The following is an 18,056-nucleotide window of genomic DNA, read 5'->3' as shown; positions in this document are numbered from 1 at the left end:
TCTAATCGGACCTGTTGACGAACGCGTCGCGGATCGCTTCCTGCATGCCGTCGATCGCCTCGCCTGACGCGTTGGGGTTGCGATGCATCACCACATTCGAGGAATCGATGTGGCCGAATCCGTCGGCGGCGGTGAGCTCGCGGCAGCCGTCCGGAATGTTGCTGTGCGAGATCGGCGCGATCGCCAGACCGGAGGTGACGGCGAGCTTCAGGCCACCGGTGGTGTCGCTGGTATAGGCGACACGATAGGCCAGCCCGCGCTGCTCCAGCGACTTGATGGCAAAGTCCTTGCACCAGCCGGCCCTGTTGTAGAGCGCGATCGGCACCGGCCGCTCCTCATGCATGTGATGCAGGCTCGATGTCACCCACACCGTCGGATCGTGCATCAGCACCTCGCCGCCGCCAGGATCCTGCCATTCGAACACCACGGCGAGATCGAGCTCACCGGCGGCCAGCGCCGCCAGCTGCGCGCCTGAATGCGCATAGCGCACCGTGACCTCGACCTTGGTGTGACGCTTGGAGAAAGCACCGAGCGCGCGCGACAGGATGGCATGGCCATATTCCTCGGGAATGCCGATGCGAACCGGCCCGCCGAGGGGTGCTGCCGCCATCGAGGCCGCCGTCTCGTCGAGCAGCGAGACGATGCGGCGGGCATTGACGATCAGCTCGCCGCCACGGCGCGTCAGCGCGACGCCGCGCGAGCCGCGTTCGAACAGGCTGTCGCCGACCAGCTCTTCGAGCTTCTTCATCTGCATCGACACCGCCGACTGGGTGCGGCCGGCCTGCTCGGCCGCCCGCGTGAAATTGCCCGCTTCGGCAATGGCGACGAAGGTGCGCAGAAGATCGCTGTCGAGGGTTGGCCGCATCGAATCCGTCATAAGCAAATTTGATCGCTGGTATCATTCCAATTCGTTTGCAACATGTCAAACGCCGGACGATAGTCAGCCTACCCATTGGATATGCGGCCGCGAAATCGGTTGCGGACCAATCGAAGAGTCCTCACTCATACCCGCTGCCCGAAACGGTGGCGGGTTCTTTTTACCCCGCTGCCGGGCGGCTGCGGGCAGTTCAAATGGAAAGAGCATGATGTCGTCCGAAAACCGCTTCACACTTTTCGGCATCATGCTCTAGGGGCCGGCAACAACGCATGCGCAACCGGATCGTTCTCGGCATCATCAGCCTGTGCCTTGGCGTGCTGGTGTTCTCGCTCCAGGACCCGCTCGTCAAGGCGGTGTCAGGCGGCTATCCCGTCACCGAGGTGATGTGGATCCGCTCGATCGTCGCTCTGCCGATCCTGATCATTCTCGTCCACGCCGATGTCGGCCTGCGGGCCATCGCCTCGAAGCGATTTGGCCTGCTGACGATCCGCGCCTTCATCCAGTTCAGCTCCTATACCGTCTACTATCTGGCGATAGCCGCTCTGCCGCTGGCCGACGCGGTGGCGCTCTACTTCATGGCGCCGCTGTTCATCATGGCGATGGCCGGGCCCTATCTCGGCGAACGCGTCTCCTGGCAGACGCTCGCCACCGTGCTGATCGGCATGCTGGGTGTCGTGGTGATGCTGCGCCCGGGCGCCGGCCTGTTCGACTGGGCGGCCTTCCTGTCGCTGGGTTCGGCGCTGCTCTACGGCTTTTCGCAGCTGATGGCGCGCAAGATCGGCGACACCGAATCCTCCACCGTCATGGCCTTCTACCAGAACGGCGCCTACCTCGTCGGCGCCGCCGCGGTCGCCGGCACGTTCTGGCTTGCCGGCATTACCCACGCTGTCCACCCCAGCCTCGAATTCCTGGTGCGGCCATGGGTCTGGCCGACGATGCCGGATTTCCTCAAGATGGCAGCCTGCGGTTTCGTTGCCTCGGCCGGCATGATCCTTCTGTCGCAAGCCTACCGGCTGGCGCCCGCCAACCGCGTCGCCACCTTCGAATACACCGGGATCATCTGGTCGCCGCTGTGGGGCTTCCTCTTCTTCGACGAGGTGCCGCGCTCGACCACCGCCATCGGTGCCGCGCTGATCATCGGCGCCGGGCTGCTGGCGCTCAACACCGAACGGCGCAAGGGCGCCAGCCCAGTCCTGGCCGCAAGCCAGGATGCGGCTTGAAAGTCAGGCGAAGCAGGCCAGCGCCTGGTCGACGCGGGAGCGGATTTCGGCAAGCGTGAACGGCTTTTGCACGACATCGATGATGATGCCGTTCAACTCCTCGGCGCGTTCGCGTTGGTCGGCATAACCGGTCATCAGCAGGATTTTCATGTCAGGGAAAAGCCTGGCGGCCGCGATCGCCATCTCGATGCCGTCCATCTCCGGCATGCGGATGTCGGAGACGACGAGGTCATAACCGCCGCCCGCCGCGCTGATCATCGCCAGCCCTTGCGCACCGTCGGCGGCAATGTCGATTGAATGCCCGGCGCGTTCGAGCGCGCGGGCGGCGAGGGTGCGGACGGACTCATCGTCCTCGACGATCAGAAGCTTTGCCATGGGCCGGAATTTGGCGGGCAAAAGTTGACTTTTTCTGAAAATTTGAAGCGTCGAGAAGCCTTTTCTCAGGCGTCGCCTTTGACGACGCCTACGAATGGCAATTCACGAAAAGCGTGGGCGACGTCCATGCCGTAGCCGACGACGAAATAATCGGGACAGTCGAAGCCGACATAGTCGGCGTTGAGTTCGGTCTGGCGGCGCATGCGCTTGTCGAGCAGCACCGCGATGGAACAGCTTTTGGCGCCGCGCGACAGCATCAGATTGCGGGTGAAGGACAGCGTCTTGCCCGACTCCAGAATATCGTCGATCAGCAGCACGTCGCGGCCGGCGACCTCATTGTCGATGTCGCGCAGCACCCTCACCTCGCCGCTGGTGGTGCCGGCGCCATAGCTCGAAATGAAGATGAATTCGACCTCCGGCGACAGCCCGACATCGTGCATGGCGCGGATCAAGTCGGCGGCGAAGATGAAGGAGCCCTTCAGCACCGAAATCACCAGCAGGTCGTGATAGTCGTGCTCGGCAATCTCCTTGGCGAGTTCGAGATTGCGCCGCGCGATAGTCGACGCGGAAAACAGCACTTCAATGTCCTTGCCGCGCACGATTGGCATTTATTGCCCCTTCAAAATGGAACACCGGTCGCGGTGTGTTGAGATTCAGGTCAGGCCGAGTCGAAAATGGTTGATACCGAGAACCGGAGCGGAGCGTACTTTTGGGTACGTGAGCACCGGAAGCGCAGGTATCGGCCATTTGCAGGCCGGCCTCACCTGAATATCAGCACACCTAGCCGGCGAAGGTGACGGCGACGGCCCTCACGCCGGTTCTAGGCACATCGAGGCGGCTGGAAAAGCCGAATCTTTCGCCGGGCGCCAGCGAACGGCTGGATGTCCCCAACGTATAGCGGGTGATGCGGCTGTCATTGCCAGTGACGCGGATTTCCAGCGGCGGCAACGGCCCGGCTTTCACCCCGTCATTGACCGCCTCGCCATCGACGAACAGCACCGGGGTGGCGCCAGACGCGTCGACACGCGAGGTGACGCCGGCAATGCTGAGTACGGTGCCCGCCGGCTGGTCGACTGTCCAGAACGGCGTCTGGCGCACCAGCGCGTGGCCGCCTGAGACCCAGAAGGCAGCGAGCGCCGCACCGACGCCGGCGATCCAGAAGATCGGCCCGCCTCGCGATGCCGGCGGCCGCACGGTTGCGGCTTCCGGCTTGCGCAGCATCTCCATGCCTCCGATCGACGGTGTGGCCATGCTGCGCGCGGACGGCTGGATAGCATCCGCCTTCGAGACACTGCGAGGCAGCACCTCATAATCGGCATCGACGATGTCGGTCGCCAAAGGACGCAATTCCGGCGCGACACTTGTCCCGGTCATGATTTCGCCGGAAACCGGGCGCGCGGTTCGTTGCTCAGCCATCATGGCCCCGCTGTTCGCTCTTCGTTTCTTTTGCGTAAATGGAAATGGTTAACGCTTCCCCACCGGAACCCTTGTGACGTATTCAAAAGCAGCGAAAATTAACCGACGGTTAACCATGGCGGCCGATGGTCGTTTGACAGAAAGGGCTGGCACGCCGCCGCCACAGATTCCAGGTCGTCGCACGTGATCCGCTTCGAAAATGTCGGCCTCCGCTATGGCATGGGTCCGGAAATCCTCCGCGACATCTCCCTGCACATTCCGGAGAGCTCCTTCCAGTTCCTGAGCGGGCCCTCCGGCGCCGGCAAGACGACGCTGCTGCGCCTTCTGTTCATGTCGCTGAAGCCGACGCGCGGGCTGATCACCATCTTCGGCAAGGACCGCTCGCGCATCTCGCGCGCCGAACTGCCGCATCTCAGGCGCCGCATCGGCGTGGTGTTCCAGGATTTCCGCCTGCTCGACCACATGACCACCTATGAGAATGTCGCTCTGCCGCTGCGCGTGCGCGGCCGCGAGGAAGCGAGTTACCGCACCGACGTCACCGAACTTTTGAAATGGGTTGGTCTCGGCGAGCGCATGCATGTGCTGCCGCCGGTCCTGTCTGGCGGCGAAAAGCAGCGCGCCGCGATTGCCCGCGCGCTGATCGAACAGCCCGAGATCCTGCTGGCCGACGAGCCGACCGGCAATGTCGACCCGCCGCTGGCGCGTAGGCTGCTCAGGCTCTTCATCGAGCTCAACCGTCTCGGCACCGCCGTGGTGATCGCCACCCATGATCTCGGCCTGATGGAGCAGGTCGACGCGCGCCGCATGATCCTGGCCGGCGGAAGGCTGGATATCTATGACTGAGCTATCCGCCGAACAGCTGCATGAAGAGGCCGCCGAGCCGGCGACGACGCAGCGCGTCCAGCGCCGCATGGCGCCGATCGTGCCGGCGCAGAACATTGCCGGCCGCGCTCTGGTGCTGGTCATTGCCATCATGACCTTCCTCTCCTGCCTGACCTTCGGCGCCGTCACGCTGGTGCGCGATACCGCCTCGGTCTGGGAGAACCAGATCTCGCGCGAGGCGACGATCCAGATCAAGCCGGTCGACGGCCTCGACATGGAGGCAGCCCTTGCCGAGGCCTCGCAGATCGCCGGTGAATTCCCTGGCGTAAAAGCGACCAAGATCATCGACCGCGACGCAACGGCCCGCCTGCTGGAACCATGGCTGGGCACCGGCCTCAACATCGACGAACTGCCGGTGCCGCGGCTGATCATCGTCACCATAGACGAGACCAGCCCGCCCGACTTTGCCGCCATCCGCGCGGCGATCACGCCCAAGCTGCCGAGCGCCTCGCTCGACGATCACCGCACCTGGGTCGACCGGCTGGTCGCCATGGCCCGCACCACGGTCACCATCGGCATCGCCGTGCTGGTGCTGATGCTGTCGGCGACGGTGCTGACGGTGGTGTTCGCCACCCGGGGCGCCATGGCCGGCAACGGCCATATCATCGAGGTGCTGCATTTCGTCGGCGCCGAGGCGCGCTTCATCGCGCGCGAATTCCGCTGGCATTTCCTGGTCACCGGCATGAAGGGCGCTGCCGCGGGCGGCACCGCGGCGATCCTCGTTTTCATCGTCTTTTCCTGGTGGTCGTCCCGCAACATGGCAACGCCGCAGGCCGACCAGGCGACCGCTTTGTTCGGCAATTTCGCCATCGGATCGGCCGGTTATCTCGGCGTCGGCCTGATGGTGCTGGTGATCGGCGGGCTGACGGCGGCGACATCGCACGCCACCGTGGTCGCCTACCTCAGCGACATCGATGTCCGCCAGCCGGATGCGGGCTGAGCAGTGACAGCAGAAGCGAAAACGGCCCCGGGAGGCAACGACAGGAACAAAGGGGCGATCACGGATCGAAAACCGACGTAACGCAATGTGCGCTTTTTTCCTTATCAAAGCGGCATTTCAGGATTAACCATAGGATGATGGACGCGCGGAACTCGACCGGGACGGCTGGACAGATGCCAGTGGTGGGTGCGCTTTCGCGTGTGCGCACCGGCCCGAGTCGTCTGCGGACGGCGCTGCGTCTCGCCTCCCTCTGTCTGCTGCTGCTGGTGGCGCTGTTTGCCGGTGGCTTCGGTTGGTTCGCCAGCAAGGTCAGCCACATGACCACCCCGGCCAATCCGGCCAAGGCCGACGCGATCATCGTCTTGACCGGCGGCCAGGCGCGCCTCGACGCCGCACTCGACCTGCTTGCCTCGGGCAAGGGCGAGCGACTGCTGATCTCGGGCGTCCATCCCTCCGCCAGCCGCCGCCAATTGCAGGCCGCGACCGGCGGCGACAAGGCATTGTTTTCCTGCTGCGTCGACATCGACCGCGCCGCGCTCGACACGATCGGCAATGCCGAGGAAAGCGCCAAATGGGTGGAGAGCCACGCCTATGGCAGCGTCATCCTCGTCACCAACAACTACCATATGCCGCGCAGCCTCTTGGAAATGGGCCGCCTGCTGCACGGCGCGAAGCTTGAGCCCTATCCGGTGGTCAATACCAATCTCGACAATGGCGACTGGCTGACCAAGCCGGAGGCGCTGCGCGTGCTTCTGACCGAATACAGCAAATACCTGCTGGCGCTGGCGCGCGGCATTGTCCCGGTCCGCCAGACCGCCGACAGTGTCGCGCTGGCCGAGGTTTCGACCGCCAAGGACTGACGGCAGCCAATTATCCCTTGGCCGCGCCGTCCGCGACGCCGCGCAGCCGCGCAATCTCCTGTTCGAGCCGCTCAATGCGCTTGTCACGTTCGGCAAGCGCCGCCGCCACGTCGGCAGCCTCGAAACGCTGCGGAATGTGTTGCGGGCAATTGGCGTCCCAGGCCGAGACGGTGAACAGGATGACCTGCTCGGGGCGTGCCTTGTAGTCCTCCGGCATCAGCTTGGCCAAAAGTTCTGCATCGTCCTCGACGACGCGCGCCGTGCCCCAGATCTTGACGCGCTGCCGGTGCGCATAGTCGATCAAGAACAGGAAAGCCTGGTTGTTGTCGGCAAGATTGCCCTGGGTGATGAACTGCCTGTTCCCCGAGAAATCGGCAAAGCCGATGGTCTTCTCGTCCAACACCTTGAGGAAGCCGGCAGGCCCGCCGCGGTGCTGGATATAGGGCTGGCCCTCGCCATTGGCCGTCGACAGGAAGACGCTGGTCTGCGCCTCGATGAAGCCGGCAAGGTCGGGCGTGATATGGGCGCGCCATCCGCCGCGCTCCTCGGCGCTGGCATAACCCTTGCGAGAGCCTTTGCGGGTCTGGATCGCCTTGACCGTCGGCGTAAAGGCGACATCGCTGGTGAAGGTGTGAGCGTTCATGAAAGCCTCCTCGAGGCCAAACCTCTGGCCGTTGTACACCGGATGTAGAGGCTTCCATCTTCCGGATGTAGATGGCATATTTGCAACCTATCCTCCCATTTTATGGAACAAGTGATGGATCGCCTCGAAGCCATGTCGCTGTTCGTCGCCGCGGTGGAGGCTGGCAGCCTTTCCGCTGCCGGCCGCCGTTTCGGCATTCCGCTGGCGACGGTCAGCCGCAAGGTTTCCGACCTCGAAAAGCACTTGAACACGCGGCTACTGAACCGTTCGACCCGGCAGCTGACGCTGACCGATGCCGGCCAGGCCTATCTCGCCGCCTGCCGGCGCATCCTGGGCGAGGTCGGCGAGGCCGAGCGCACCGCCGCCGGCGAATACAGCGCGCCGACCGGCGACCTGTTCATCACCGCGCCGGTCGTCTTTGGCCGCCTGCACGTGCTGCCGGTCGTCACCGAGTTCCTTGCCGCCTACCGCGAGGTGAACATCCGCCTGACGCTGGTCGACCGGATCACACAGCTGACCGAGGAGCATCTCGATCTCGCCCTCCGCATTGGCGAGCTTGCGCCTTCGAGCCTGGTCGCCATCCGAGTCGGCGCGATCCGTCGCGTGGTGTGTGCCAGCCCCGCCTATATCGCCACGCACGGCATGCCACAGGCGCCGGAGGATCTGGCTGCGCATGAATGCATCAGTTTCGAAGGGCCCTCCCCCCTCGCCAGCTGGAGCTTTGCGGGCGAAAAGCGAGAGATCATCGTGCCAATCCGCTCACGCCTTCGCATCAACACAGCGGAAGCGGCGATCGATGCCGCGATTGTGGGCACCGGCCTGACGCGGGTGCTGTCCTATCAGATCGCGGATGCAGTGCGTTCGGGCGCGCTTGTCCCTGTCTTGCAGTCGTTCGAGCCGCCGCCTTGGCCGGTCAGCCTCGTCCATGCCGGCCAGGGCTTGCTGCCGGTGAAACTGAGGGCATTCCTCGATTTCGCCGCTCCCCGGCTGAAGCAGCGGCTGCTGCAGGCGGCCTGGTGAGCTAAGGCTGGCTGCGGGCCTGTGGCGAAGCGCCCGGCCTGAGGCCATTGCGGCGTTTCCTTTTTGCCCGCGCTTGGTGTAACCAACGCACACCTCCTCAACGGGCCCTTCCCCGCATGCTCTATATCCGCTCGCTGGCGTTCAACTTCGTCTTCTACGTCAACCTGATCGTCCAGATGATCCTCTGGACCCCGTATTATTTCCTGTCGCCGCGCCACCGCGCCTGGTTCGTGCCGAAATTCTGGTCGCGCACCAGCCTGTGGCTCTACGACAAGATCGCCGGCACTAGGAGCGACATCACCGGCGTCGAGAACCTGCCGGAGGGCTCCTTCATCCTGGCGCCGAAACACCAGTCGTTCTGGGACGCGATCGCCTTCTTTCCGCTTCTTCAGGACCCACTCTACATCCTCAAGCGCGAGCTTACCTGGATCCCCTTCTTCGGCTGGTACATCATGAAGATGCGGATGATCCCGGTCGACCGCGGCAGCCGCTCCAAGGCGCTGAAGCAGGTCGTTGCCTCGACCCGGGAGGAAATGGCACGCAATCCGCGCCAGCTGATCATCTATCCCGAAGGCACGCGCCGCGCGCCGGGCGACGAGCCGGCCTACAAATATGGCATTGTCGAGCTTTACGCGCAGCTTGGCGTTCCGGTGGTGCCCGTCGCCCATGTCGCCGGGCTCTACTGGCCGCGCCGCAAATTCATGCGCTATCCCGGCACCATCAAGGCCCGTTTCCTGCCGCCGATCCCGCCCGGGCTGGGCAAGGACGAATTCATGGACCGGCTGATCGGCGAGACTGAAGCCGCCTGCGATCAGTTGCTGATCGAAGCTTCCCGAGCGCCGAACCCGCCGCCAATGCCGCCGACGGCGGTCAAGCGACTGGCCGAACTCGCTGCGGCCACGAAAACCAGGGCCTGATCTTCGGCGCCGCTTGAGCTACGGCCACGCGGCCAATGCTGTGGTCACCACCAGCGTTGCCGCGAACACCAGGTTGATGATCCGCGACGCCAGCGGCTGGCGCAGATACTGCGCGAATGCTGCTCCGGCCAGTAGCCACACCACATGGATGGCGACGATCATCAGGGTAAGAACTGCGAGTCTCGCTGGGACACCGAGAGCGTCAGTGCCGGCCGCTGTCGCGGAGCCGGCAAGGACGGCTGCAATCGCCACATAGGCCTTCGGGTTGGCGACAGCGAGCAGGAAGCCACCGAGGAAGGTTGGCAGCGCCGCCCCGCTCTCGCGTGCCGCCAGCGGCGGCGCCGTCGCTACTTTATAGGCGAGATAGAGGATGTAGGCGGCAGAAGCGACCGCCAGCACCGGCGCCACCCCCGGCATCGAGGCGAGCACCGCGGTGATGCCGGTGGCCACCACCAGCAGCACCGCGGCTGTGCCAAGAATGATCCCCGATGTGTAGCGTAGCGAATTGCGCAGGCCGAAGGCGGCGCCTATCGCCGTGACGCTGATCGTCGCCGGGCCCGGACTGCCCATGACGACGGTTGCCGCCAGCACCAGCGCCAGCAATTGCTGCCAGGGCTGCGACTGCGAAAGGATTTCTGCGGCCATGCTGCTCCCTCTCCCACGATAGTGGAGAGCAGTGTGGCGAGCCGGACTGCCGTCGTCTTGAACGATCGTGCCGAACCTGATCGGCAGCCTTCGCTAGGCGCTGGCCTTGTCCAGCGCAGCCACGTCCTCAGCGGCGAGCTTCAACGACGCTGCGCGCACCAGGCTGTCGACCTGCTCGAGCGTCGTCGCGCTGGCGATCGGTGCGGTGATGCCGGGCTGCGCCATCACCCAGGCGAGCGCCACTTCCGCCTGGCTGGCCGAATGCCGCGCCGACACAGTGTCGAGCGCCGCCAGAATGCGCATGCCGCGCGCATTGAGATAACCCTTCACGCCACCGCCGCGTTCACTTTTGCCAAGATCGGCCTCGCTGCGGTATTTGCCGCTCAAAAACCCTTTGGCGAGAGCGAAATAGGTGATGACGCCGATATCCTCGGCCACGCACAGATCATGCAGCGGGCCGTCGAAGGAAGAGCGGTCGTAGAGATTGTATTCGGGCTGCAGCACGCTGTAGCGCGGCAGGCCGCGCAGGCTGGCCACATCGAGCGCCGCACGCAACTGGCCGGCATCGAGGTTCGAGGCGCCGATATGGCGGACCTTGCCGGCGGCGAGCAGCTTCTGATAGGCGCCGAGCGTCTCTTCGTAAGGCGTGGTCGGGTCAGGCCAATGCGACAGATAGAGGTCGATCACGTCGGTCTGCAGCCGCTTCAGCGACGCCTCCACCGCCCTTTCGATATGAGCGGCAGACAAATCCTTTTTGCCTTGCCCCATATCCGAGCCGACCTTTGTGATGACGACGATCTTGTCGCGGTTGCCACGGCTTTTCATCCATTTGCCGATGATTGTTTCGGACTCGCCGCCCTTGTTGCCCGGCACCCAGCGCGAATAGGCATCTGCCGTATCGATGGCGTTGAGGCCGGCGCCGGCGAACCGGTCGAGCAGATCGAAGGAGGTCTTCTCGTCGGCGGTCCAGCCGAAGACATTACCGCCCAGAACCAGCGGCGCGATGGAAAGGTCGGTTTGACCGAGACGGCGTTTCTGCAAGATCTGGCTCCGTGAGGCTGGCGGCGGCGGCGAACCCGAATGCTTCGGGCCGCAGCTAAGCTAGGTCTCGCCGCGTCGAGGTCAAAGGCCTCGGTGAATTTTCCAGCGGACCAGCGCTTCACAAAGGCGCGACCTGCTCGCCTATAAGCTGGCCATTGTCTACTGGCTTTGACGCCGGTATTCACCGGGTGGCAGTCCGACCGTGCGGTTGAAAAGCCGACTGAACGAGGCCGCATCCTGATAGCCGACCTGATAGCATATCTCCGCAATTCCAAGCCTGGTGCTTTCGAGAAGCGACTTGGCGGCCTCGAGCCGCTGATCCTGGATCCATCGGCCGGGAGTCGTGTGCAACTCGTCGGCAAACCGGCGCGCCAGCGTTCGCGGCGACAGGCCGAGTTGCGCGCCAAGCAAGGCAAGGTCGAGCGTTCTGATCTGGTTTCTTGCCAGGGCGTCGAGGCGGTCGCGCAACGGCTCATGCAAGGGCAGCAGATCGGTGAGCGGGAACTCATAGGGCGCCTGGCTCTGGCGCGATGGCGGCAGCACCAAGAGTTTGCGAACCAGCCGCTCCTCCTTGACGAAGCCTAGATCCTTCAGAAGCGCCTTGCCGAGCTCCAGGCCTGAAAACCCACCGCCGCAAGTATAGATCCGGCCGTCCCCGACCAGGACACGGGAAGCGTCCCAGCGCACTTTCGGAAAGCGGCGCTGGGCATCGGCCTTTAGCCACCATGAGATCGTCGCGCGTTTTCGATCGAGGAGGCCGGCATCGGCCAGGAAGTAACCGGCGCCGCAATGCGCGGCTATGATGGCGCCGTCGCGCTGCGCCCTGGCGATCAGCGGCGCGGCATGACGGCTCTCTTCCTCCAGTGCGGCAACCAGTTCCGGCACCTGCATGCCGGGCATGGCAAGCAGGATCAGCAGATCCATTCGCTGCGAGGGTTCGCGTCTGGTGTGAAAGGAAATTCCGGGCGTCGTCGTGGCGTCTGCCTGCCGCGCCACGAATTCGAAGGAAATCGCCGGCGCGCCGCGAAGGGTGTTCACCAGATCGAACATTTCGACCAGCGTCGCAGCGACTGCCGAATAGAAAGTCGACGGCAGCCAGATCACGGCGTGGACAGGGCGTTTTTCCAGGGTTCGTCCTCGAACTAACTATATGGCAAGTTTAGCACATAGATTGTCAATTCTGCCAATTCTAGTTCCTAGAGTCCGCGGCGCCGATGCAAATGTCGGCGCTCGCGGTCTGGTCGCCTCCAGCCGCTACAGTTTTGGAGACCGACATGAAAGCAATCGTATTCGACGAGATCGGCTCGCCGCGGGACGTCCTCTATCTCGATGATGTCCCCACGCCACGGATCGGCGACGGCGAGGTGCTGGTCAGGATGGTCTCGGCCTCGGTCAACCCGGGCGATTTTCTGTTCATCCAGAACCTCTATCCCGAGCCGAAGAAGCCGCATTTTCCCCGGCAGATCGCCGGAAATCATGGTGCAGGCATCGTCGAGGCGGCAGGGACAGGTGTCGCGCTGCAACCAGGCACCCTTGTCGCCTTCAGCCACTACAACACCTGGGCCGAGTACGCGGCCATTCCCGCTGAATGGCTGATCCCTTTGCCCGCCGACTATCCCGCCGAACGCGCCGGGCAGATGGTGAACCCGATCACCGCCTGGGACCTGCTGGTGGATTCCAGGGTGCAGCCTGGCCAGTGGCTGGCTGTCACGGCCGGCTACTCATCGATTTCAACCATGGTGATGCAGTTCGCCCAACGGCGCGGCATCAACGTCATTGCGGTGGTGCGACGCCAGCATCAAAGGCTGGATCTGAAGGAGCTTGGCGCCACCGCCATCCTCGACCTGTCGGACGTGAAGGGCGACATAAGGGAAGCTGTCATGGACATGACCGGCGGCGCAGGACTGAACGGCATCATCGACAATGTCGGCGGGCCAGCCAGCGGCGAGTTGATCCGCACCCTTGCTCTTGGCGGGCAGATGGTCATCAACGGCGGCATGAGCGCCGAGCGTTTCGAACTGCACAATTTCGACGTGCTGCTGAGCGGCGCCGAAATCAGGGCAAACATCTATCGCTACTTCTTTTCGCCGCCTGTCGAAGCCGACCGGCCAATGCTGCGCGAGATCGTCGACATCTTCGGCCAGCCTGGTTTCCACATCCCTGTTGGCGGCATCCATCCGCTAAGCGAGTTCAAGCTTGCCGTCGCAAACAGCCTGGATCGCGCCGATCTCGGGAAACAGATCTTCACGATGTAGCGTTGGTTGCGACCCGTCTCGCCACCTCTTCCAGCCAGTGATCGCTGATACCGAGCGCTTCGAGGTGTTCGACCGTGCTCAGCACATAGTCCTCATTGTTTCCGGACTGGCCGATGGCGCCGCGGATAACGCTTGCCGCATGCGCCGCGTCGAGCCCGCCGGCATACTGCTCATGCTGGCGGTCGACGATATAGGCGACCGCTTTCACGCTCTCGCCCGCAGCCGCGCCGTTCCCGTCGAGCCTGATGTCGAGAACACGCTCGAGATAGACGCTGGTGACCAGTTCGCGCTCGCGCAGATAGGTCAGAACCTCATCGCGCAATTCGCCCGGTACGCGAAAAGCCAGCCCGATGCAGGAGCCACCGAGGTCGAGGCCGAGCACCAGGCCCGGCCGCTCACGCGTCCCGCGATGCACGAAGGAATAGACGCAGAGCGACCGCCGGTAGCCGTAAAGGCGCGCGCGCCGGGTCTCGACATGCGCGAATCCCGGCCGCCAGATCAGCGAGCCGTAGCCAAAAACCCAAAAATCGCCCATATCGCCAAGCCTGAATGCACGAGAGTGACGCCGCCGCATCGGAATCGGTGCTCTTCTGTCTTTTTGCTTGTTGCGTAAACCACAGTCCACCCGCAACACGCCGCGTTAATGAAAGCCGCAGCATGACGTCAAGTGACGAGCGCCCGTCGAAGTTGCCCCGCCGGCTGTTGTGGCTCGCCGCTTTCATCGCGGTTGTGTTCGGCCTCTACAGCGCGGTCTGGTTTTATGTCGCCGGCCGCGTCAGCAGCGAAGCCGACAAGGCGGTGGCCGCGCTCAAGGACAAAGGCATCGAGGCCGGCTGTGCCGATCTCACTGTCAGCGGCTACCCCCTGAGCTTCGCCATCTCCTGTAGCAATCTTGCCTACGAGGACGACACCAGAAACGTCGCCGCCTCGGCCGGCAGCTTCAACTTCGTGGCCGCGATCACCCAGCCTCTGTCGCCTGTCGCCGAGTTGCGCGGACCGCTGCGTACCTCGGTGCCCGGAATGACGCCGCTATGGATCGATTGGGGCAATCTGCAGGCCGACGCAAAACTCTCCTGGCCCCTACCCCGCAGCATTTCGCTGCGAGCCGACAGCCTGTCCGGCCAGACCGATCCGGCCGACGACACCGACCCGGTCTCGCTGTTCAGCGCCGGCACCGCAGCGGGAGAGCTGCGGCCCGACGGCCAGGACATCGGCTATGTCGGCAGCTTCACCGACCTTGAGATCGACGCCGACGCGATCGGCGGGCGCGTGCTGCCGCCGCTCGACGGCAGCGGCGATGCGACGCTGAAGAACGGCGTGGCGCTGATGAAGACTGAGGCCAGGAGCCTGCGCGGCCAGGCGGTCGACATCCACAAGCTCGACCTGTCGTCCGGAACCGCACGCATCACCGTCTCCGGCCCGGTATCGGTCGATGAAAATGGTCTGGTCAATGCCGATCTGACGATCAAGCTGCAGGATCCGAAAGCCGTGGCGGCAATCCTTGCCACCGCAATCCCCGAGCAGAAGAGCCAGATCGAGCAAGGCTTTGCCGGCCTGGCGTTGCTCGGCAACGAACCGTCGATGCCGCTCAAGGTGGTCAAGGGCAAGGCCTCGCTCGGCTTCATTCCGCTGGGCAAGATCAAGCCGCTCGATTAGACCATGATCCCAAGGCGGGAACCGCTTAGAGGGAAGATCATGCCTAGCCAAGCCAACGCATGAGCCGACCGGTGAGATTGCTAAGCGTTGGCGCGCTGACGCTGGACACCATTCTGCTCGTCGAAACCTTGCCCACGCATCAGGGCAAGTTCATCGCCTCGGACGGCGTTCAGATCGCTGCCGGCATGGCGACGAGTGCTGCCTGCGCGGCACGCCGTCTCGGCGCCGAAGTGTTTTTGTGGGCAAGTGCGGGTGACGATGCCGTCGGCGACCAGCTGCTGGCCGGCGTCGAAGCCGAGGGCGTCGATTGCAGCTTTGTCCGCCGCGTCAAAGGCGCACGCTCGGCACTGGCCTCGATCGTGGTCGACGCCCATGGCGAACGCATCATCGTGCCCTTCTACGACCCGAAGGCGCAGGCCGACCCCGGCGCGCTGCCCATAGCCGACCTCGCCGCCTTCGACGCCGTGCTGGTCGATGTGCGCTGGCCGGGTGCTGCCGCGCTCGCCTTGACCGCAGCGCGCGACGCCGGCCGTCCGGCGATCCTCGACGCCGACACCGCGCCGCTCGAAGTGCTGGAGCGTCTGTTGCCGCTGGCGTCGCACATCGTCGCGTCGGAGACGGCGGCCCGCATCGTCTGCGGCCACGCGCTCGACCCGGAAACCGCCTGCGCCGACCTTGCCAGCCGCACCGATGCCTTCGTCGCGGTCACCGGCGGCGCGGCGGGAAGCTGGTGGCATGACCGGTCGGCCGGCTGCGTGCGCCACATCGCTGCGCCGAAAATCAAGGCGGTCGACACGCTTGCTGCCGGCGACGTGTTCCACGGCGCCTTTGCCGTCGGGCTCGCCGAAGCCATGCCGATCGAGCAGGCCTTGCGCTTTGCCAGCGCCGCCGCCGCGCTCAAATGCCAGCGCTTCGGCGGCCGGCTGGGCGCGCCGGACCGGGCCGAGACAATGGCCATGGTTGCGGCGACCTGGCCTGGCTGAAGCAGGTTTAGCTCTTGGCTGGATGCTCCACCGCCTGGCGGCCGAAATCCGGCACGTCAATGTCCTGGCCGGCCTCGATGATCGAGCGGCGTACGGCGCGGGTGCGGGTGAACAGGTCGAACAGCTTGTCGCCGTCGCCCCAGCGGATCGCCCGCTGCAGGAAGGCCAGATCCTCCGAGAAGCGTGCCAGCATTTCGAGGATGGCATCCTTGTTGTGCAGGCACACGTCGCGCCACATGGTCGGATCGGAAGCGGCGAGACGGGTGAAGTCGCGAAAACCCGAGGCCGAATATTTGATGACTTCGGTCTTGGTCACCGATTCCAGATCGTCGGCGGTGCCGACGATGTTGTAGGCGATGATGTGCGGCAGATGCGAAACGATGGCCAGCGTCATGTCGTGATGCTGCGGGTCCATCGTGTCGATGTTGGAGCCGCAGCGCCGCCAGAACTCCGACAGCTTTTCCAGCGCGGCTGGATCGGTGCCCGGCAGCGGCGTGAAGATGCACCAGCGGTTTTCGAACAGCTCGGCAAAACCGGCATCGGGACCGGATTTTTCCGTACCCGCCAGCGGATGGCCCGGGATGAAATGAACGCCGTCCGGCACGTAAGGCTGCATCTGTGCAATCACCGAGGCCTTGGTCGAACCGACATCGGTGAGGATGGCGCCCTTTTTCAGCGCCGGTGCGATCTCCTGCGCCACCTCGCCCGACGATCCCACAGGCACCGAGACGATGATCAGATCGGCATCGCGAACCGCTTCCCTGGCGTCGGTGGTGTAGCTCTCGCCGAGACCGAGTTCCTTCGCCCGCGCCAGCGTGGTCGGGCTGCGCGTCGCGATGGCGACATGGCGGGCCAGGCCTTCGCGGCGGATGACGCGGGCCAGTGACGAGCCGATCAGGCCGATGCCGACCAGCGCGATCTTTTCAAACATCGGTGATGTCATTGGTTCAGCTTTTCAGGAATGTCGTGAGGGCGTCGATGACGCCGCGATTGGCTTCTTCGGTGCCGACGCTCATGCGCAGCGCGTTGGGAAACCCGTAGCCAGTAACCCGTCGCAAGATATAGCCGCGCTGGGTGAGATAATCGTCCGCCGCCTCCGCCGAATGCTTCTTGTCCTCAGGGAAATGGATGAGAACGAAATTGCCGACACTCGGCGTCACCCTGAGACCAAGCTTCGTCAGCTCTTCATTCAGCCAGGTCAGCCATGTCTCATTGTGCACCGCGCTGCGCTCGACATGGGCGCGGTCGCGGATGGCGGCAATGCCGGCCTCGATCGCCGTCGCATTGACGTTGAAAGGGCCGCGAATGCGGTTGATGGCATCGACGATGTGCAGCGGGCCATACATCCAGCCGATGCGCGCGCCGCCAAGGCCGAGCTTGGAGAAGGTGCGGGTCATGACCACATTCTGCGCGCTGCCCGCCAGCTCGATACCGGCCTCATAGTCATTGCGCCGCACATATTCGGCGTACGCCGCGTCCAGCACCAGAAGCACGTTGCCCGGCAGGGCAGCATGCAAACGCCGCACTTCCTGGAACGGCAAATAGGTGCCGGTCGGATTGTTGGGATTGGCGAGGAAGATGATTTTGGTTCGCGGCGTCACCGCAGCCAGGATCGCGTCGACATCGGCACGCTCGTCGGTTTCCTTCACCGCAACCGGCCTGGCGCCCGCCGACTGGATGTAGATCTTGTAGACCATGAAGGCGTGTTCGGTAAAAATCGCCTCGTCACCCGGCGCCAGGTAGGTCTGCGCCAGCAGGCCCAAAATCTCGTCCGAACCGTTGGAGCAGATGATGTTTGCCGGGTTGAGGCCGTGCACTTCGGCGATCGCCTCGCGCAGCCGCCTTGCGGTGCCGTCGGGATAGACATCCAGCCTGGCCGCGACTTCACGCGCGGCCTCGATTGCTTTCGGCGACGGGCCGAGCGGGTTCTCGTTCGACGACAGCTTATGGACCTTGGCGACGCCAGCCGGCGCCGTGCTCTTGCCCGGCACATAGGCTTCTATGTCCATGATGCCCGCGCGGGGCGTCGGCCGTGCCTTGTCCGCTGTCTTGTCCATGTCGCAAATCCGTCGAGAATGCCTCCGTCCGAAGGCCGCTGCGGAAATACAAGCCGTGGCCGCGAATGTCGAGAGGCGCCTGCGGCGGCAATAGCTTGCCGTTGACGCCAGGCCGCGCGAGTTCTAGAAGAACGTAACAGTCCCGTGGTGATTTGGCCGGTCGGCTTGCAGCCACGTTAAACAACTCGCTAAAGGGCCGTTTGCGTGACGTAACCGGCTTTGCGATCGCATTGCCGGTTTTTTATTGCCTGACGGCGGGCAAGGAGAGT

The 18,056-nt window shown here is 64.2% G+C and carries 20 protein-coding genes and 1 riboswitch; of the genes, 9 read left to right on the top strand and 11 right to left on the bottom strand.

Features of this window, described 5'->3' with window-relative positions:
* Position 1 precedes the first annotated feature (1 nt).
* Complete coding sequence (locus AC1DZ8_RS08765) at positions 2–865, bottom strand: LysR substrate-binding domain-containing protein (protein WP_112562313.1); 864 nt, start codon at positions 863–865, stop codon at positions 2–4.
* Positions 866–1,146: 281 nt separating this feature from the next.
* Between AC1DZ8_RS08765 and AC1DZ8_RS08760 the strand changes: the two genes are divergently transcribed.
* Positions 1,147–2,097 carry a DMT family transporter gene (locus AC1DZ8_RS08760; RefSeq protein WP_477305676.1) on the top strand — a complete coding sequence of 317 codons (951 nt, stop codon included), beginning with the start codon at positions 1,147–1,149 and terminating at the stop codon, positions 2,095–2,097.
* Positions 2,098–2,100: 3 nt separating this feature from the next.
* On the opposite strand, the gene AC1DZ8_RS08755 is transcribed toward AC1DZ8_RS08760, so the two are convergent.
* The 3 genes from AC1DZ8_RS08755 to AC1DZ8_RS08745 form a co-directional block, all read right to left on the bottom strand.
* On the bottom strand, positions 2,101–2,472 hold the full coding sequence (locus tag AC1DZ8_RS08755; protein ID WP_477305678.1) for a response regulator: 372 nt from the start codon (positions 2,470–2,472) through the stop codon (positions 2,101–2,103).
* 65 nt (positions 2,473–2,537) lie between these two features.
* Entirely contained in the window at positions 2,538–3,080 is a 543-nt protein-coding gene (gene hpt / locus AC1DZ8_RS08750) for a hypoxanthine phosphoribosyltransferase (RefSeq protein ID WP_477305680.1), read from the bottom strand.
* Positions 3,081–3,252: 172 nt separating this feature from the next.
* Positions 3,253–3,891 carry a hypothetical protein gene (locus AC1DZ8_RS08745; protein WP_477305682.1) on the bottom strand — a complete coding sequence of 213 codons (639 nt, stop codon included), beginning with the start codon at positions 3,889–3,891 and terminating at the stop codon, positions 3,253–3,255.
* A gap of 180 nt (positions 3,892–4,071) precedes the next feature.
* Here AC1DZ8_RS08745 and ftsE point away from each other — a divergent pair, with 180 nt between their 5' ends.
* The 3 genes from ftsE to AC1DZ8_RS08730 all read left to right on the top strand — a co-directional run bounded on the left by ftsE (position 4,072) and on the right by AC1DZ8_RS08730 (position 6,570).
* Positions 4,072–4,731 carry a cell division ATP-binding protein FtsE gene (ftsE, locus tag AC1DZ8_RS08740; RefSeq protein WP_023685344.1) on the top strand — a complete coding sequence of 220 codons (660 nt, stop codon included), beginning with the start codon at positions 4,072–4,074 and terminating at the stop codon, positions 4,729–4,731.
* The gene (locus tag AC1DZ8_RS08735) at positions 4,724–5,710 is read left to right on the top strand and encodes a cell division protein FtsX (protein ID WP_477305684.1); all 987 of its coding nucleotides are present in this window, start codon (positions 4,724–4,726) and stop codon (positions 5,708–5,710) included. The genes ftsE and AC1DZ8_RS08735 overlap by 8 nt, the downstream gene beginning before the upstream one ends.
* A gap of 134 nt (positions 5,711–5,844) precedes the next feature.
* Positions 5,845–6,570 (top strand): YdcF family protein, encoded by a 726-nt coding sequence (locus tag AC1DZ8_RS08730; protein WP_477305686.1) that lies wholly within the window; start codon positions 5,845–5,847, stop codon positions 6,568–6,570.
* Between the two features lie 10 nt (positions 6,571–6,580).
* Here the strand turns inward: AC1DZ8_RS08730 and AC1DZ8_RS08725 are convergent, their stop codons facing one another.
* On the bottom strand, positions 6,581–7,213 hold the full coding sequence (locus AC1DZ8_RS08725; RefSeq protein WP_477305688.1) for a pyridoxamine 5'-phosphate oxidase family protein: 633 nt from the start codon (positions 7,211–7,213) through the stop codon (positions 6,581–6,583).
* A gap of 114 nt (positions 7,214–7,327) precedes the next feature.
* Between AC1DZ8_RS08725 and AC1DZ8_RS08720 the strand changes: the two genes are divergently transcribed.
* Complete coding sequence (locus tag AC1DZ8_RS08720; protein WP_477305689.1) at positions 7,328–8,233, top strand: LysR family transcriptional regulator; 906 nt, start codon at positions 7,328–7,330, stop codon at positions 8,231–8,233.
* 116 nt (positions 8,234–8,349) lie between these two features.
* On the top strand, positions 8,350–9,150 hold the full coding sequence (locus AC1DZ8_RS08715; RefSeq protein ID WP_477305691.1) for a lysophospholipid acyltransferase family protein: 801 nt from the start codon (positions 8,350–8,352) through the stop codon (positions 9,148–9,150).
* A gap of 18 nt (positions 9,151–9,168) precedes the next feature.
* Here the strand turns inward: AC1DZ8_RS08715 and AC1DZ8_RS08710 are convergent, their stop codons facing one another.
* From AC1DZ8_RS08710 to AC1DZ8_RS08700, 3 genes are all read right to left on the bottom strand, one after another.
* On the bottom strand, positions 9,169–9,795 hold the full coding sequence (locus AC1DZ8_RS08710; protein ID WP_477305693.1) for a LysE family translocator: 627 nt from the start codon (positions 9,793–9,795) through the stop codon (positions 9,169–9,171).
* Positions 9,796–9,888: 93 nt separating this feature from the next.
* The gene (locus tag AC1DZ8_RS08705) at positions 9,889–10,836 is read right to left on the bottom strand and encodes an aldo/keto reductase (RefSeq protein WP_477305695.1); all 948 of its coding nucleotides are present in this window, start codon (positions 10,834–10,836) and stop codon (positions 9,889–9,891) included.
* Between the two features lie 159 nt (positions 10,837–10,995).
* Positions 10,996–11,940 carry a GlxA family transcriptional regulator gene (locus AC1DZ8_RS08700; protein WP_477305697.1) on the bottom strand — a complete coding sequence of 315 codons (945 nt, stop codon included), beginning with the start codon at positions 11,938–11,940 and terminating at the stop codon, positions 10,996–10,998.
* 170 nt (positions 11,941–12,110) lie between these two features.
* On the opposite strand from AC1DZ8_RS08700, the gene AC1DZ8_RS08695 reads away from it, so the two are divergent.
* Positions 12,111–13,091 carry a quinone oxidoreductase family protein gene (locus AC1DZ8_RS08695; RefSeq protein ID WP_477305699.1) on the top strand — a complete coding sequence of 327 codons (981 nt, stop codon included), beginning with the start codon at positions 12,111–12,113 and terminating at the stop codon, positions 13,089–13,091.
* Here the strand turns inward: AC1DZ8_RS08695 and AC1DZ8_RS08690 are convergent.
* Positions 13,081–13,626, bottom strand: coding sequence for a gamma-glutamylcyclotransferase (locus AC1DZ8_RS08690; RefSeq protein ID WP_477305701.1), 546 nt, complete (start codon positions 13,624–13,626; stop codon positions 13,081–13,083). The genes AC1DZ8_RS08695 and AC1DZ8_RS08690 overlap by 11 nt on opposite strands.
* 122 nt (positions 13,627–13,748) lie before the next feature.
* Between AC1DZ8_RS08690 and AC1DZ8_RS08685 the strand changes: the two genes are divergently transcribed.
* A complete protein-coding gene (locus tag AC1DZ8_RS08685) occupies positions 13,749–14,747 on the top strand; it encodes a DUF2125 domain-containing protein (protein ID WP_477305703.1) in 999 nt (332 codons plus the stop codon).
* 59 nt (positions 14,748–14,806) lie between these two features.
* Positions 14,807–15,730, top strand: coding sequence for a sugar kinase (locus tag AC1DZ8_RS08680; RefSeq protein ID WP_477400701.1), 924 nt, complete (start codon positions 14,807–14,809; stop codon positions 15,728–15,730).
* 7 nt (positions 15,731–15,737) lie between these two features.
* Here the strand turns inward: AC1DZ8_RS08680 and AC1DZ8_RS08675 are convergent, their stop codons facing one another.
* Both AC1DZ8_RS08675 and hisC read right to left on the bottom strand, forming a co-directional pair.
* A complete protein-coding gene (locus AC1DZ8_RS08675) occupies positions 15,738–16,673 on the bottom strand; it encodes a prephenate/arogenate dehydrogenase family protein (RefSeq protein ID WP_477305707.1) in 936 nt (311 codons plus the stop codon).
* 4 nt (positions 16,674–16,677) lie between these two features.
* Positions 16,678–17,787 (bottom strand): histidinol-phosphate transaminase, encoded by a 1,110-nt coding sequence (gene hisC / locus AC1DZ8_RS08670; protein WP_477305709.1) that lies wholly within the window; start codon positions 17,785–17,787, stop codon positions 16,678–16,680.
* A 134-nt stretch (positions 17,788–17,921) separates the two neighbouring features.
* Positions 17,922–17,999, top strand: a riboswitch (SAM riboswitch).
* The last annotated feature ends 57 nt before the right edge of the window (positions 18,000–18,056 follow it).

It is taken from the genome of Mesorhizobium sp. P2_F7 (assembly GCF_056403695.1).
The sequence above is the reverse complement of the archived record's forward strand: the minus strand, read 5'-3'. Positions and strand labels throughout refer to the sequence as shown.